Source organism: Candidatus Neomicrothrix sp. (assembly GCF_035329545.1).
In the GTDB taxonomy this organism is placed as follows: Bacteria; Actinomycetota; Acidimicrobiia; order Acidimicrobiales; family Microtrichaceae; genus Microthrix; species Microthrix subdominans.
In genome coordinates, this window is record NZ_DAOLGP010000058.1 from 1 (window position 1) to 13,921 (window position 13,921).

At 65.6% G+C, this 13,921-nt stretch carries 15 protein-coding genes and 2 pseudogenes; 7 read left to right on the plus strand and 10 right to left on the minus strand.

The genetic code is table 11. From position 1 onward, the window contains the following. Positions 1-884: 884 nt before the first annotated feature. Both PKD89_RS18955 and PKD89_RS18960 read right to left on the minus strand, forming a co-directional pair. Entirely contained in the window at positions 885-1,349 is a 465-nt protein-coding gene (locus PKD89_RS18955) for a DUF2752 domain-containing protein (protein WP_287379429.1), read from the minus strand. Continuing rightward, the gene (locus PKD89_RS18960) at positions 1,333-1,854 is read right to left on the minus strand and encodes a cytochrome c (protein WP_320412844.1); all 522 of its coding nucleotides are present in this window, start codon (positions 1,852-1,854) and stop codon (positions 1,333-1,335) included. Before PKD89_RS18960 ends, PKD89_RS18955 begins: the two co-directional genes overlap by 17 nt. A gap of 85 nt (positions 1,855-1,939) precedes the next feature. On the opposite strand from PKD89_RS18960, the gene PKD89_RS18965 reads away from it, so the two are divergent. Both PKD89_RS18965 and PKD89_RS18970 read left to right on the plus strand, forming a co-directional pair. Next, a complete protein-coding gene (locus PKD89_RS18965; protein ID WP_287390696.1) occupies positions 1,940-2,281 on the plus strand; it encodes a BlaI/MecI/CopY family transcriptional regulator in 342 nt (113 codons plus the stop codon). After that, entirely contained in the window at positions 2,281-3,165 is an 885-nt protein-coding gene (locus tag PKD89_RS18970) for a M48 family metalloprotease (RefSeq protein ID WP_287379431.1), read from the plus strand. Before PKD89_RS18965 ends, PKD89_RS18970 begins: the two co-directional genes overlap by 1 nt. A gap of 148 nt (positions 3,166-3,313) precedes the next feature. Here the strand turns inward: PKD89_RS18970 and PKD89_RS18975 are convergent, their stop codons facing one another. Further along, positions 3,314-4,663, minus strand: coding sequence for an APC family permease (locus PKD89_RS18975; protein ID WP_287390698.1), 1,350 nt, complete (start codon positions 4,661-4,663; stop codon positions 3,314-3,316). Between the two features lie 48 nt (positions 4,664-4,711). Further along, a complete protein-coding gene (locus PKD89_RS18980; protein WP_287379433.1) occupies positions 4,712-5,116 on the minus strand; it encodes a hypothetical protein in 405 nt (134 codons plus the stop codon). A 265-nt stretch (positions 5,117-5,381) separates the two neighbouring features. On the opposite strand from PKD89_RS18980, the gene PKD89_RS18985 reads away from it, so the two are divergent. From PKD89_RS18985 to PKD89_RS18995, 3 genes are read left to right on the plus strand one after another with little or no spacing between them, the layout of a single operon-like run. After that, the gene (locus PKD89_RS18985) at positions 5,382-5,822 is read left to right on the plus strand and encodes a TlpA disulfide reductase family protein (protein ID WP_287379434.1); all 441 of its coding nucleotides are present in this window, start codon (positions 5,382-5,384) and stop codon (positions 5,820-5,822) included. Positions 5,823-5,839: 17 nt separating this feature from the next. Next, positions 5,840-6,535 carry a hypothetical protein gene (locus tag PKD89_RS18990; protein WP_287379435.1) on the plus strand — a complete coding sequence of 232 codons (696 nt, stop codon included), beginning with the start codon at positions 5,840-5,842 and terminating at the stop codon, positions 6,533-6,535. Further along, positions 6,532-7,398 carry a cytochrome c biogenesis CcdA family protein gene (locus PKD89_RS18995; RefSeq protein ID WP_287390703.1) on the plus strand — a complete coding sequence of 289 codons (867 nt, stop codon included), beginning with the start codon at positions 6,532-6,534 and terminating at the stop codon, positions 7,396-7,398. Before PKD89_RS18990 ends, PKD89_RS18995 begins: the two co-directional genes overlap by 4 nt. A 47-nt stretch (positions 7,399-7,445) precedes the next feature. On the opposite strand, the gene PKD89_RS19000 is transcribed toward PKD89_RS18995, so the two are convergent. The 6 genes and pseudogenes from PKD89_RS19000 to PKD89_RS19025 form a co-directional block, all read right to left on the minus strand. Then, positions 7,446-7,721 (minus strand): SHOCT domain-containing protein, encoded by a 276-nt coding sequence (locus tag PKD89_RS19000; RefSeq protein ID WP_287379437.1) that lies wholly within the window; start codon positions 7,719-7,721, stop codon positions 7,446-7,448. 82 nt (positions 7,722-7,803) lie between these two features. Further along, positions 7,804-8,244 carry a cupredoxin domain-containing protein gene (locus PKD89_RS19005; RefSeq protein WP_287379438.1) on the minus strand — a complete coding sequence of 147 codons (441 nt, stop codon included), beginning with the start codon at positions 8,242-8,244 and terminating at the stop codon, positions 7,804-7,806. A gap of 104 nt (positions 8,245-8,348) precedes the next feature. After that, positions 8,349-8,582, minus strand: a pseudogene (locus PKD89_RS19010) (metal-sensitive transcriptional regulator); the annotation flags it as partial. Beyond that, positions 8,546-10,693 carry a heavy metal translocating P-type ATPase gene (locus tag PKD89_RS19015; RefSeq protein WP_287390706.1) on the minus strand — a complete coding sequence of 716 codons (2,148 nt, stop codon included), beginning with the start codon at positions 10,691-10,693 and terminating at the stop codon, positions 8,546-8,548. The pseudogene PKD89_RS19010 and the gene PKD89_RS19015, both read right to left, overlap by 37 nt. Positions 10,694-10,714: 21 nt before the next feature. Beyond that, positions 10,715-10,996 (minus strand): annotated as a pseudogene (locus tag PKD89_RS19895) (heavy metal translocating P-type ATPase); the annotation flags it as partial. A 169-nt stretch (positions 10,997-11,165) separates the two neighbouring features. Continuing rightward, on the minus strand, positions 11,166-11,435 hold the full coding sequence (locus PKD89_RS19025) for a heavy-metal-associated domain-containing protein (protein ID WP_287379442.1): 270 nt from the start codon (positions 11,433-11,435) through the stop codon (positions 11,166-11,168). 297 nt (positions 11,436-11,732) lie between these two features. Between PKD89_RS19025 and PKD89_RS19030 the strand changes: the two genes are divergently transcribed. Both PKD89_RS19030 and PKD89_RS19035 read left to right on the plus strand, forming a co-directional pair. Continuing rightward, positions 11,733-12,944 (plus strand): C40 family peptidase, encoded by a 1,212-nt coding sequence (locus PKD89_RS19030; RefSeq protein WP_287390710.1) that lies wholly within the window; start codon positions 11,733-11,735, stop codon positions 12,942-12,944. 328 nt (positions 12,945-13,272) lie between these two features. Further along, positions 13,273-13,566 (plus strand): rhodanese-like domain-containing protein, encoded by a 294-nt coding sequence (locus PKD89_RS19035; protein ID WP_287390712.1) that lies wholly within the window; start codon positions 13,273-13,275, stop codon positions 13,564-13,566. The last annotated feature ends 355 nt before the right edge of the window (positions 13,567-13,921 follow it).

Sequence of the window (13,921 nt, forward strand, 5' to 3'; positions counted from 1 at the left end):
CCGGCCGGTCACCTAAATGCGGTTATAACGCCCCCGAGAAGTGCGGAACGTCAGCCATCAGAATGCGATTGCTGCGTTTTCGGGCTCTGCCGATGAGGCTCTCCTCGTCGTTCCATCCACCTGACAGTTCAACGCCGTTCCGCCCGTCCCACAGACGACCCCGGCGGAGTCGAGCGTGTCCGGATCGCCTGTCAGCGATGACACCAGCGCGCGGACAGCGGCGCGTTCCATCGGAACGAGACGACGACCATCACGCAGATCGCCAGGTGGACGGGGCCGTCTCGACGGGTACTCGTACGGTCGGTTGCGTCGCCGATCTCCGCGTCGTCGACGTGGATCGATCCACATGCCGCAGACCACAATCAGTCCACATTCTCCGGCGTATTACGCGGTAGGAGGTGGTATCTGCTGACTCGAACCCCCGAAAGACCGCTAGAGACCAGGCCCTACCAGTTCCTACCATCTGTATGGACTGACTCGTAATGCGCAGGTCAGGAGTTCGAATCTCCTCCCGGGCTCCAAAAAGCGTTGCAATTGCAAGGGTTTCGAGAAAGTCGACGCCCGTTCAAGATGTGGGCGGGCCACTTACGGGCCACAAACTGGTTCACTTTCGAACACCCGGGATTGCCGCAGGCGCTCGGTGCGAACTACGCCCGGCGCACCGGGCGGCTGAGGGTCTGTGGGTTTTGGCCAGATGGACCGCCACGACGGTCTCGCGTGCGCTGACCGCTAATGGACCTGCCGTGGCTTGGTGGGGCTGTTCTGAGGGGCAGGGTACGAGTCGGACCCGATGTGGAGGCAGCGACCATCGAGGGACGACCTATGAACAGCGAGCCTGCCGGGTTATCCGTGCGGGAAGCCTGAAGACGCCCGACGGTTCGTGACTACGGACGGGCGTTCATCACGAACTCCGCGTTGCCCTGCTGGTAAATCCAGAGGACGACGAACGCGATGACGAGGACAAAGCGCGCTGTTGTGGTGAGCCGAACCGAGATGTCGAGCCACCGCTTGGTCGTGAACCCGACGACCGCTCGCGCGAGCCCGAATACGCCGAACGCGACCACCACGACGCTGGCGGGGTTGTAACGCCATGCCAACGCTGCATCGCCTCCGACGAGAGCGGTCGAACCGCGTGTCAGTCCGCAAGTTGGCGTGACCAATCCGATTGCGTGGGTCGGCATCGGCAGGTCGAATGGCGTGCCGCCGGCAACCGACAGGAGGGTCGCTGCGGTCAGGCCCCCGAGTGCGAGGGCAGTGATCCAGCGGTTGGAGTCGGTCGTAGAAATGCTCGCGCTGAGGACGCCGGGTTGCGGACGGTCTTCGGGCAGTTGCTCAGTCCTGGTAACCACGCCGCTCCTGTTCGCCCCTGATGTAGGCGATGACATCCTCGATCTGGTCGGCTGAGAGCCCCTCGACGGGCGGCATGTCACCGAAGTTCCAGTGGTGCTGCGGCGCACCGTTGGCGATCGCCATTCGAAAAGCGTCGTCGCCGTGATGGCCGGGCTCGTACACGATCGACAGATGCGATGGGCCCCTATCTGTGCCCTCCAGTTCAAGGCCATGACACGCCGCGCAAGAGTTGGTGTACACCACTTGGCCGGCTTTCGCAGCGGGGGATGACGGTTCGGCCACCGGTTCGCTGTCCGATCCGCATGAACCGAGGACGACGAGCGCAAGAACGAACGGGGCGCCGAGCCGAGTTGCGCTCAACCAGGGCGGTGTTTTTCCGATCGAGGACCGTGAGGTCCGCTCGGCACCGGCGCTCACCTGGCCACTCGCATGTTGAGACGTGGAGAGTACATGGGCTACTACATTATGTCGTGCGGACGCATCCACGGCGTCGCGGCGGATCACCCCACTGAGTGGCCCGTTGCGTTCGCGTGTTCACGGGTAGTCTGAGCCGACTGTGGAGGAGGCGAGTATGGCGAAGCGACGTCCAATGGGGGCCCTCGAAACGAGGGTGCTGGAGGAACTCTGGGGATCCGGCGACGCGCTCACTCCTGCACAGGTGCAGGCCGCCATCGACGGGGACCTCGCGTATACGACGGTGATGACCATCCTCACTCGGCTGTGGAAGAAGGGTCAGGTGACACGGTCTCGGTCCGGCCGCGCCTATGCCTACGCTCCGACGCTGTCTCAGGCGGAGTTCCTCGCGGAGCGTATGGGTGGTGAGCTGCGACGGACTCGTGACCGCTCCGCAGTGCTCAGCCAGTTCGTTGACAAGCTCTCCAAGGCCGACACCAAGGCACTACGAGTTCTGTTGTTAGAGCTCGACGACTGATGGTGTTGAACCTCCTCTTTCCGATGGTGGTGGCGGTGGTCGCTGCCTTCGGGGCGGCACGGATGCAGCGACGGTTGCGTCCCGACTGGGCCACCTGGACCCTTACGGTGCTCTCGGGCGGCGCGGCGTTGGCAGTGCTGTGGGCGCTGATGGCACTTGCGACGGGTTTCGCTGCGGAGCAGCCGGGGTTGGCGAGAGTGTTTGGCTGGTGCGACGTTGTGTTCTCGTCCCATGACCGAGTTCCGGCTCCGGTCGGTATCGGGGCCTGGGCCGCCTTGCTAGCGAGTGCTGTGTCGGTGGCGATTCGTCTTCATCGCCGAAGGGAAGTCATGCGAATGACCCACGAACAGGTCGCCGGATCGAGCGAGCCGGTTGCATTCGCGGTGCCCGGTCGACCGGGCCGGGTGGTCGTGTCCAAGGGGATGCTCGAAACGCTCGATAGTGCAGAACGCCGTGTGGTGTACGCGCATGAGCACTCGCACTTGCGTCGTCATCACCATCGTTTCCTCCACGTTGCTGACGCTGCTGCAGCCGCTGTGCCGCTGTTGGAGCCACTGAATCGGCAGGTCCGTTTCGCCACCGAGCGATGGGCTGATGAGGATGCTGTGGTCGAGGTTGGCGATCGTCGTCTGGTGGCGCGCGCTGTGGCCCGAGCAGCTCTCGCCTCCTCCGCCTCGGGCGTGCATCCGACACCACTCGGTATCAATGGGTCAGGAGCACGAGCGCGCGTGGAGGCCTTGATGCTGCCGCCTGGCGGCGTTACCGCAGCCACCCTTGCGTGGGGGTCGCTCGGGATGGTCGGCTTGGCGGTCAGCGTTGCCGGTACCACTGTTCAGTTCCACCACTTGGTGGCGTTTGTTTTTCACATCTGTGGACTGCACTGAGCCGCCCACCCGGCGTCGGCACTGAGCGAGTTCGATCCGACGCCGCCGCCTCGTTGCACCGGTCATCGCAGTGTTATGAATCGCTGTGGCTCAGGCACCCTGCGCCACGTCCGACCGAAGCCGAGCACCGGCCAGCCGACATGCCCGTTCACATGTCCATGGTGCCGTCCGGTCTGGTGTGGGAGTGCATGAACCATCGCTCCCCCAGGACGATTACGACAATGCCGGCGGCCGCGACGATGATGCCAGCGGTGTCGGTGGACGCCTTGACCCACACGAACGCGCCGAGCAGGACGAGGTCGAGTCCGATTGCCGCCACGACGATTCCGGCGTTGAACTCCACCTTGTCCCGCAGGCGACGTAGGAGGCCCCAGTGGATGGCGATGTCCATGATGAGGTAGTAGATGGCTCCAAGCGCGGCGATCCGCCGAAGGTCCAATGTGGCAGCGAGCACCATGGCGAAGACGACCGTGTACACCGTCGTATGGGTGCGGACGGATCCGGGCATTCCAAAATGGCGGTGCGGTACTTGGGTCATTCGCGTCAGCATCGCGAGCATTCGCGACGCAGCGAAGACACTCGCCATGACCCCCGATGCGGTCGCTACCACCGCAAGGACCACCGTGAACCAAACGCCCGCCTGCCCGAACGCAGGGCGGGCGGCCTCTGCGAGCGAGAAGTCTTCGGCCTTGAGGATCTCCGAAACGGTGAGGTTGCCGGCGACCGTCGCTGCGATGGCGAGGTAGACGACCGCGCAGAGCACAAGGGCGATGATGATCGCCCTGCCCGTGTTCCGATGCGGGTCCTTGATCTCACCTCCGCTGTTGGTGATCGTCGTGAACCCCTTGTAGGCAAGGATGGCCAACGCGACCGCCGCAAGGAACCCTCCGATGGATGGATCGACTTGGGTAGCAGAACCATTCGTGAAGTTCGCAGACTCAGCAAACCACAGGCCGGCGACGGCGAACGTACCCAGCCCAACGATCTTGATCGCCGCCATGGCTCGCTGCGTGCGTTGCATCGCCGCGTTGCCGGCGATGTTGACTGCGAACGCAACCGCGAGGAGTCCCACGGCGAGCGTTGGTATCCAGAAGGTCGCTGGTTCGAGGTCGATCAGTTGCAGGACGTAGGTGCCAAACGTGCGAGCAACCAAGCTCTCGTTGATCACCATCGATACATACATGAAGATGGCGAACACGCCCGTCGCTGTTCCCGGCCCGTACTGCTCGTGCAGGAACATGGCAACTCCACCCGATGATGGGAAGGCGTTGGACAGTTTGACGTAGGAGTAGGCGCTCAGGGAGACGACCACGGCGGCCGCAAGGAAGGCCAGCGGGAACATGTCCCCAGCCAGCTGCGCAGTCTGGCCGGTGATCGCGAAGATGCCGGCGCCGATCATCACTCCGGTGCCCAACGCGACGGCGCCGGAGAGCGTCAGGCTGCCGGGAACGTCGTCGGGGTCTCGCGTACCCCCCTTGGCTTCGTCATGCTCGGTCATGGCCGCTCGTCTTCGTAACTTGAGAGTTGGTTTACCACTGACGGCCCATCAGCCTTCGTCCGGGCTCGCCGACCTTCGCGCCGGCTCACCCGCCGCCCTGCTGCGCCACCTGCTTGAGAGGTAGACCGTCCGCCGGTCGAACAGTCCAAGAAGCCAGGTTGAGGAGCCGGCGACGATGATGCCGAGCACCAAGTAGAACTCCGAGTGACCGAACGGCAGGAGCTTCAAGTTTTGGCCCAGCCGCATCGCATCGTTGGGCGTCACGATGACCAATGCCAGCACCACACCGAACCACCCGGCGATGCGGTGCCAGCCGGGCCGGATCGTCGTATCGGTCCTGTTCGGCGAGTAGCGGGAGAGCGCTTTGAGGTCGGCCGCCGGGTCGCCGGCGCCGGTTCGGAGTTGCCCTGTTCCCGTGAAGGACTCGCGGTCTGCTGCCTTGGGGTCGACCATTGCCCCTCCTGTGAGTCGGTTTCGTCCAGCAGATCTTACGACATGATGTAGTAGATGGTCGTCGGGGGCCCAACCTCCACCCACGCTCGGCCAGCGACCACGTCACTACGACGCCCTGTAGTAGTCTGGCCAGATGTCCGGTCAACCCCCTGAGGATCGAACTTCGCCATCGTCGCGCTCCCCATTTCGGCGATGGGTCACACCGATTGTCGTGCTCGCTCTGGCGGTCGTGGTCGGGATCGCAGCCCTCCGGGAACCTTCGACGGTGACGTTCGAAGCGTCCGGGCCCCCGCTTCCGTTGCCGGCGGAAGGCCAGTTCCCGGCGGTGACCCAGCAGGAGTTCGAGGGGATCCTGGTCGGGCAACTCGGGACGCCGGTGATCGTCAACGTCTGGGCCTCGTGGTGCGCACCATGTCGCACCGAGATGCCCCTCCTCCAGCGGGCCGCCGAGACCTACGGCGATCAGGTTGTCATCCTCGGCGTAGCGTCCAACGACTCGCCCGAGGCAGCTCGGAAGTTTCTCGACGAGTTCGGCCTCACCTACCCGAACGTCTTCGACGTTTCGGGCAAGGTCCGCGTCGATCTTGGGGTCACCGCGTATCCGACCACCTACGTGTTCGGGGCCGACGGTCGTCTGCAAGCCACCGTGACCGGCGGCATCTCGGAGCAGCGGCTGGCCGCCGTGATCGAGGGGGCGCTCCGGTGATCGACTACGGGTTACTCATGAGCGTCATTGTGACCCTGGCGGCATCCTCACTCGCCATGCGCCTGCGTCCGCCCCGCACCTACAATTCGCCGGTCAGCGCCCTCGACATCATGCTCCTTCCCGGGCTCGTCGGGTTGGTGGTCGGCCGCCTCAGCACGCTCGCGATCGATGACCCGCGCGCCATCGGGCAGGTTTCGGACATGCTGGTCATCCGCAGCGGGGTCGAGTTTTGGCCGGGGGTCGCCGCCGCTGCGATCGTGATTGCCTGGTCAGGCCATCGGGCCCAGGTGTCGCCGATTGAGCGTGTGGCCGACCTGGCACCGTTCGCCATGGTGGCGTACGGCACCTACGAGGCCGCCTGCCTGTTTCGGGACGGCTGCTACGGGCCGACGAGCCCGGTAGGGCTGACACCCAACGGTCTCTCGACGACCATGCTGCCCGTCGGCCTGCTGATGGGCGCGTCCGCCCTCGCAGCGGCGGCGTTCGTGCGTCGGCAAAGTCTGATGGGGTGGCCACCAGGCGCGGTCGTGTCGAGTGCGGTGGCGCTGATCGGTCTCATCCTGAGCGTGGGGTCGATCTGGCTTCCCAAGGTGGGCGGAGAACTCTCCCGCCAACATCGCACGTCGATCGTCGTCGCCGTCGCCGCAAGCGTCCTTACCGGATCGATACTCCTACTCCGTTCTCGTCGAAGGGTCGAGCAGGTGCACGCGTGAATTCATCGATCCTCCTCCTTGCGCTTACCGCCGGGATGGTCGGCGCGATCAACCCCTGCGGCTTTTCGCTGCTCCCGGCCTATATCGGCTCGTTCGTGGCCGGCGACGATGTCGAGAGCCCGCTCGACCGTCGCTTGCTCCGCGCCGTCTGGTCGGCGGTCTCGGTCACAGCCGGCTTCGTGTTGGTGTTCGTCATACTGGGCGTCGTTTTGAGTTCCCTGGCGGACCGCATCCGCGGACAATTGCCCTGGGTCACGATGCTGATCGGCGGTGTCCTGATCGTGGCAGGCGTGGCGGTCATGGCCGGGCGCCAACTACCCATGCCCGCCTTCACCCTCCGAGCTGCGAGCGGCCGGGGCGCGGTGGGCATGGTGAGCTACGGCGTCGTCTACGCCCTGGCCTCGCTGTCCTGCACCATCGGGCCATTCCTGGCCATTACCTCGGCCGCGCTCGACCAGTCCTTGGCCGGCGGCCTGCTCGCCTACGTCGCGTACGGGCTTGGGATGGGGACCATCATCCTGGCCATCGCCGCCTCGGCAGCCTTGGCCCGACCAAAACCGGGACATCGCCTTCGTCGCCTGTCAAGACACGCCCCACGCCTCGGCGGTGCACTGATGATCATCAGTGGCTCGTACGCCATCTGGTACGCACGCTGGGAGCTCGCGGTGTACAGCGGCGACCTGTCGACCGACGTGATCATCGACACGGGGGAACGCTGGCGGCTCAAGGCGATCACCTTCATCGAGAACGTGGGTGCGGTACGTCTGGGCGTGATGCTGCTGATCGCCGTGGCGGCGACCATCGGCATCAGCCAGATCGTGTCAGAGCGTCGGTCGCCACGAGGGACCACCGACGCGAAGTAGCACCGTTCGCTCTGCCGCAGCCTGCGCCCGCGGTTGGGGCTAGTGGGTCAGCTGAGCTGCTCGAGACGCTCGAGATACTCCTCGGTGGAGAGCTCACCCTGTGCGTACCGCTCGTCGAGGATGTCGCGGGCCCGCGACGATGTCGTTCCTGCAGTGCCGGTGCGGCCTCGGGAGACGAGCCAGACGACGCCGGCGATGATCGCGACCCAGAACAACACCATCAGGGTGCCCCACAGCCACATCCGGCCGCCGCCCCACCCGCCCATATGTCCCCGACCGTGGACGTCAGCGATAACCATCGTGGACGTGGCGATGATGTGCACGGCGATTTAGCTCCTGACCTGAAGAGTGGGTGGGCGCCAGGGTTGACGACCCTGGCGCCGCAGCCGTCGTTCGGATGACCGGCTAGGACTCCTCCACCACCAGGGTCCCTTCCATCCCGGCTTCCCGGTGACCGGCGACCGTGCAGTAGTAGGTGTACTCGCCCGCCGTGTCGGCCCGGAGGCCTCCCTCAGCGGTTTCGTCTCGGTCGGCGGCGACGTGCACATCGAGTTCATCGATAACGAAGTCGTGAAGCAGGTCATCGGAAGTCAAGACGATGGCGACATCCTCGCCGGTGTCGACCGTGATCTCGTCGGGATCGTAGGCGAATGAGGTTGCGTTCACGTCGATTCGGCGGGCGCCCTCCGCTACGGGGGTTTCCCCATGGTCGTCGTGGTCCTGCTCCGCCTCGTCACCGTTCGCGCCGGTGCTCGCGACATCGTCGTCGCTGCAGGCGGTAAGAAACAGGCCGAAACTCAGGATGGCTGCGACGACGGCAATCAAAGAACGGTACGAACGCTTCACGGATACCCTCCATCTGGTCTACTAAACATTGTAGTAATTGTACCTGGCTGGCCCCTCCGAGCCAAGCCACGGGGCGCATGCGTGCTTTCCTGCGGCCAGGACCCTCAGGACTTCACAAGTCGGGCAATCGCCTTGGACGCCTCGGCGATCTTGTCCTCGGCCTCGGGGCCTCCGGTTTTGGCGGCGTCGACGACGCAGTGTTTGAGGTGGTCGTCCACGAGACCGAGGGCGACGTTCTGCAGAGCGGAGGTGAGGGCGCTGATCTGGGTGAGAATGTCGATGCAGTAGGTGTCCTCGTCGATCATCCGATGGATGCCGCGGACCTGGCCCTCGATGTCTCGACCGGCCGTCGGTCGAGAAACTTGGCGGTGCTCTGGGCCGGCGTCAGATCGAGGCGGCGCAGCAGCTGAGCATTGAGCGCCACCACGACAGTGGAGGCCGACATGAGGATCGCTCCGACGCTCATCGGCAGCACGAACCCGATCGACGCCAACACGCCGGCGGCCAGGGGCACCGAGATCAGGTTGTAGCCGGCGGCCCACCACAGGTTCTGCTTCATCTTGCGGTAGGAGGCGCGTGAGAGATCGATCACCGACAGCACCGACCGGGGGTCCGAGCTGGCCAGGATCACCCCGGCCGATCCGATTGCGACGTCGGTACCGGCACCGATCGCGATGCCGACATCGGCCCGGGCGAGGGCCGGTGCGTCGTTGACGCCGTCACCGACCATGGCCACCTTGTGGCCCTCGGACTGCAGTTCGGCAACCTTGGCGGCCTTGTCCTCGGGCTGAACCCCGGCGAAGACCCGGTCGATTCCCAACTCGGCGGCGACCGAGTCGGCGACCGCCTGAGCGTCACCGGTGATCATGACCACCTGCGCGCCGGCGGCATGCAGACCATCGACGGCGTCGCGGGACTCGGGACGGATCTCGTCGGCCAACCGCAACGCACCGATCACCGCCCGATCGGCGAGCACGTGCAGGATGATCGCGCCGTGGTTTCGCCAGTCATCGGCGACCGCGAGCTCGTCGTGTTGATGTTGGTCGAGCAGGTAGGGACCACCGACCTCCACCACCACCCCATCGACGGTGGCCTTCACTCCGACGGCCGGAGACGAGGAGAAGTCGGAGGAGCGCGGCACATCCAGGCCGCGCGCCCGTGCCGCCCCGACAATGGCCTTGGCCAGCGGGTGCTCGCTGTCGCCCTCGGCCGCTGCGGCCAACGCCAGGACCACGTCAGCGCTCCGCCCGTCGATGGGCTCGATCCCGGTGACGGTGGGCTCGCCCTTCGTGAGCGTGCCGGTCTTGTCGAACAGGACCGCATCGACCGTGCGCATCGATTCCAGCGCGAGCCGATCTTTGATGAGGACCCCGCCGCGGGCGGCGCGTTCGGTGGCGATGGAGACCACCAGCGGAATGGCCAGACCCAGCGCGTGGGGACAGGCGATGACCAGCACCGTGATCGTTCGCACCACGGCGGTATCGGGAAGGCCGATGAGGGACCAGACGACGGCGGTGATCGCAGCGGCGCCCAAGGCGAACCAGAACAGCCACGCCGCGGCGGTGTCGGCGATGCGCTGAGCACGGGAGGACGATGCCTGAGCATCGGTGACGAGTTTCTGGATGCCTGCCAGAGCGGTGTCGTCGCCGATCGCCGTCACCTCGACCCGCAGGCCGGAGTCGGTGGCGACGGTGCCTGCCACCACGTGCCCGCCCGTGTCGCGGCGGACCGTTTTGGACTCGCCGGTCACCATCGACTCGTCCATGCTGGCGGACCCTTCGACGATCCTGCCATCGGCGGGCACCGACGCTCCGGGCCGGACGATCACCACATCGCCGACCACCAGCTCGCCAGGGGCGACCGTGATCACGTCGTCTCCGTCGACCTTCTCCGCCTCGTCAGGCAGGAGTGCAGCCAGAGAATCCAGCGCCGAGGTGGTTTGGGCCAGCGAACGCATCTCGATCCAGTGGCCCAACAACATGATGACCACCAGCAGGGCGAGTTCCCACCAGAAGCCCAGCTCAGCATCGAGCAATTGCAGGCTCGCCCCCATCGAGGCGATGAAGGCCACGGTGATCGCCAGGCTGATCAACAGCATCATCCCCGGCTTGCGGGAACGGACCTCCGAGACCGCCCCGGTCAGGAACGGCGAGCCACCCCAGAGGTACATGACCGTGCCCAGCACGGGAGAGACCCACGCCACCCAGGGGGCGTCAGGCAGCTGGTAGCCCACCAGGTCGGCGAACATCTCGCTGAACCCCACCACCGGGATAGCGAAGACGGCCATGATCCAAAACAGGCGTCGGAACTGTCCGACGTGATCGCCGTGATCGTGGTGCTCGCCATGCCCGCTGTGGTTCTGGTGTTCCTCGCTACCAGCGTGCTCGGCGTGCTCGGACGGATGATCGAGCACGTCCGTTTCTGAGCCGTCCTCGTGATCGTGGCGCATGGTTTCGCTCCTTCTCTGAGCTCAGGCGTGAGCCGGTTGGCGGGTGGGTTCCGAGCCGGCGTGCGCCGGTGTGAGGGCGTCGTCGTCGCTGGATTTGAAGGTTTGCAGGCGCAGGCTGTTGGACACGACGAACGCCGATGACATTGCCATCGCTGCTCCGGCGAGCTGCGGGTTGAGCAGCCCGAAGGCGGCCAGCGGGATCGCTGCGGTGTTGTAGGCGAAGGCCCAGAACAGGTTCATCTTGATCGTGTTCAGGGTGCGGCGGGAGAGCCGGATGGCGTCGGCGGCGGCCCGCAGGTCGCCGTCCTTTGTGGTGTCGCCTTCTCCCATCTGATGGGTGGGTTGTGCTGTTTCCTCCACCCAGTTCTGCACGGTCGCCTCGGGGACGATCGCGTTGGCCGTCAATCCGGCCACGGCGAACACGACGACGAGGACCAGCCCGTACAAGCCAAGCCGTGCAGGGGCGCCCACGTCAGCTCCTGATCGCTTCGTACCCGGCCTCATCGACCGCGGCGAGCACCGCCGCGTTATCGACCTGACCGTCGACGGTGACCGCCAAGCGACCGGTGACCGCGCTGACTTCGATGTCGGCGACCCCGGAAACCTGCGTCGGCGCGGCTTCCCGGAGGGCAGCGACCCCTGTCACCAGCGCCAGTGCGAGAACGGCGACTGGTGTTACCCATCGTCGCAACAGGGACCCGGTCGACGGGGAGGGTCGACGCTCATCTAGCTGACCGGCCATAGACCCAGGCTACTACGACATGTTGTAGCAACAGGTTCGTGTGCTCTCAAGGCAGCTACCTAGCGTCCTCCCAATGTGTCGATGTGTACCCAAATTGTCATGACCTTGTAACAATGGGGGTCGAGCTGTTAGACCCTTGAAATGCGGCGGACTCCACCTCTTAGTCAAGCGAACTCACTCCTCCGAGTCCCTCAGCGGCGCGCTCCCGGGCTGTTCGCCGCGGCGGTCACGGTTGTTGTCACGGCAGCCGCAGGGCTTGGCCTGAGCACCCCGGCGTTAGCCCAGACTTCCGAGGACTTGGCCGCACAGGTGGACGCCGTCGTCGCCAAGCGCGAGCAGCTGGGTGAGAAGATCTCGGTACTTGACGAGGAGGCGAACCTCGCCAAAGTGCAGTTGGCCAGCGTCAAAGCCCGTGCCGAGGTCAACCAGACCGACGTGGCATCCGCCGAGAGGTCGATGAACGAAGCCGAGGATGAGGTGCAGCGCTACGCCTTGAAGGCGTTCACCGGCGGCATGGGTGCCGGCAACGCAGCCGCTCACCAGGATCCGACCGATGCCATTCGATCGCGAACGTTGCTGGCGACCGCCCAAGGCAACCGCGAGCAGACGGTTGAACAGGTTCGGGCTGCCCGATCCGACCTGAGCGCCAAGCAAGAGCTGCTCGACGAGACCACCGCTGCCAAGGCGGTCGCCCAGCGGCGTATCGAATCGTCGAGGTCCGAGATGAAGGTGGCCGAGGGCGAACTGGCAACCACCGAGGCTCAGGTGAAGGGCGAACTCGCCGATGCCCTGGAGCGCGAGGAGCGCCAGCGGGTGGCCGCCGAGCGGGCCGAGGCCGAGCGCCGACAAGCCGAGGCGGAAGCCCAGGCGAAGGCCGACGCCGCAGCTCAGCAGGCTGAGACCGAGGCGGCGGCAACAGCGGAGGCAAACGCTCAAGCGGCGACGCAGGCGACCGACTCGCAGACGAGCGCTTCGTCATCCGGGGCTGACGGCTCGTCGTCGACGGAGGCAACCGCAGCGCCCCAGGCGGCGTCCGGCGCAGCAAGCGCATCGCCGAAGCCAACCTCAGCCTCGCCCGCCCAGGCTCCACGACCCACGGCTCCTCCAGCGGCGGCCGCACCCCCACCGCCACCTCCGCCTCCTCCGCCGGCCTCGACATCGCAGGGGCAGCGTGCGGTGCAGGCAGCGTTGTCGATGCGAGGTACGCCCTACAGGTGGGGTGGCGAAACGCCGGGCGGGTTCGACTGTTCAGGCCTCGTGCTGTGGGCTTACGCCCAAGCCGGACGCTCGGGCATCCCACACTCGTCCCGTATGCAGGTCTCGATGGGCCGCCGCATCAGCGTCGGGGAGCTAGTGCCGGGCGACTTGGTGGCCTATGGCTCGCCGGTCCACCACATCGGCATCTACATGGGCGGCGGGCAGTACGTGTACGCCCCCCAAACCGGCGACGTCGTCAAAACGGGGTCGATCTACCGCACCGGCGGCTCGCCGATCGCCGTCCGTATCTGAACGGTCAGCTCGACGCCTCCACGTTGATGTCGGAGACCATTCCAGCGGGCACCTGCTCCCGGCCTGCAATGGCAAGGCAATGCCGCAAATATGGTTGCGCCGACCCAGTTGATGCGACGCGCTGTAGTAGGAAGAAGTGTGTAACTATTGCAAACTGAAGGACTCGCCGATGCGCAAAGCGATTGCACTGCCTCTGCTGGCGATCTTGCTGATCGGGGCGGCATGCTCGTCCGGTCCGGACCAGGCTGAGCCCCCCACAACCGAGGAGGCGGGCACGGTTGCGGTATCGTCGAATCGCCTGTTGGCGCCGGCTTCTTTTGCCCGGTACATGGAGGACAACCCCGACGTTCCGGTTGTGAATGTCCACATACCCTACGAGGGGCACATCGAGGGAACCGACTCGTTCGTTGCGTTCGACGAGATCACCGACTGGGACGGGCTCCCCGAGGACCGGTCGGATCCGCTCGCACTGTATTGCCGGTCGGGGAACATGTCGGCCGAGGCGACCGAGACGCTGGCGGCGATGGGTTACACGAACGTGGTGGACCTCGAGGGTGGCATGAACGCGTGGACCGAGGCAGGGTTCGAGCTGATCACCGAGGAGCCGCCATCAGAGGACTGACCGGGCAGTGCTCGCTGTGTCCTCCTGCGATGCCGGTGGCAGATCACGACCTCCAAAACCGCTGGGGCCCGAGCGGGCCATAGGCCACCTGACCACGACACCTCGGCTCCCGAGGACCCGGGTGCGGAGAACCGAGCCCTCGAAGACGTAGCCGGGAGCCTGACCCTCTCCGGTGACGTGGCGTTGGGTACCGGAGTAGTGATTGGCGCCGGCATCTTGGTGCTCACTGGTCAGACGACGCGCTTGGCCGGTGACCGGGACCGCCGCGTGATCTGGTGACAGGTTGTGTTTGGGATTGGTCGTCGGCGTGGTGAGACGCCGGGTTTCGGCGGGTTGAACGGCTCGGCAGGGTGCG

Coding starts and splice junctions, on each gene's coding strand:
- PKD89_RS18975 (WP_287390698.1), bottom strand. CDS start 4,663: ATGACCGAGCATGACGAAGCCAAGGGGGGTACGCGAGACCCCGACGAC.
- PKD89_RS19025 (WP_287379442.1), bottom strand. CDS start 11,435: ATGGCCGGTCAGCTAGATGAGCGTCGACCCTCCCCGTCGACCGGGTCC.
- PKD89_RS18965 (WP_287390696.1), top strand. CDS start 1,940: ATGGGGGCCCTCGAAACGAGGGTGCTGGAGGAACTCTGGGGATCCGGC.
- PKD89_RS19015 (WP_287390706.1), bottom strand. CDS start 10,693: ATGCGCCACGATCACGAGGACGGCTCAGAAACGGACGTGCTCGATCAT.
- PKD89_RS18990 (WP_287379435.1), top strand. CDS start 5,840: ATGAGCGTCATTGTGACCCTGGCGGCATCCTCACTCGCCATGCGCCTG.
- PKD89_RS18970 (WP_287379431.1), top strand. CDS start 2,281: ATGGTGTTGAACCTCCTCTTTCCGATGGTGGTGGCGGTGGTCGCTGCC.
- PKD89_RS19035 (WP_287390712.1), top strand. CDS start 13,273: ATGGAGGACAACCCCGACGTTCCGGTTGTGAATGTCCACATACCCTAC.
- PKD89_RS18980 (WP_287379433.1), bottom strand. CDS start 5,116: ATGGTCGACCCCAAGGCAGCAGACCGCGAGTCCTTCACGGGAACAGGG.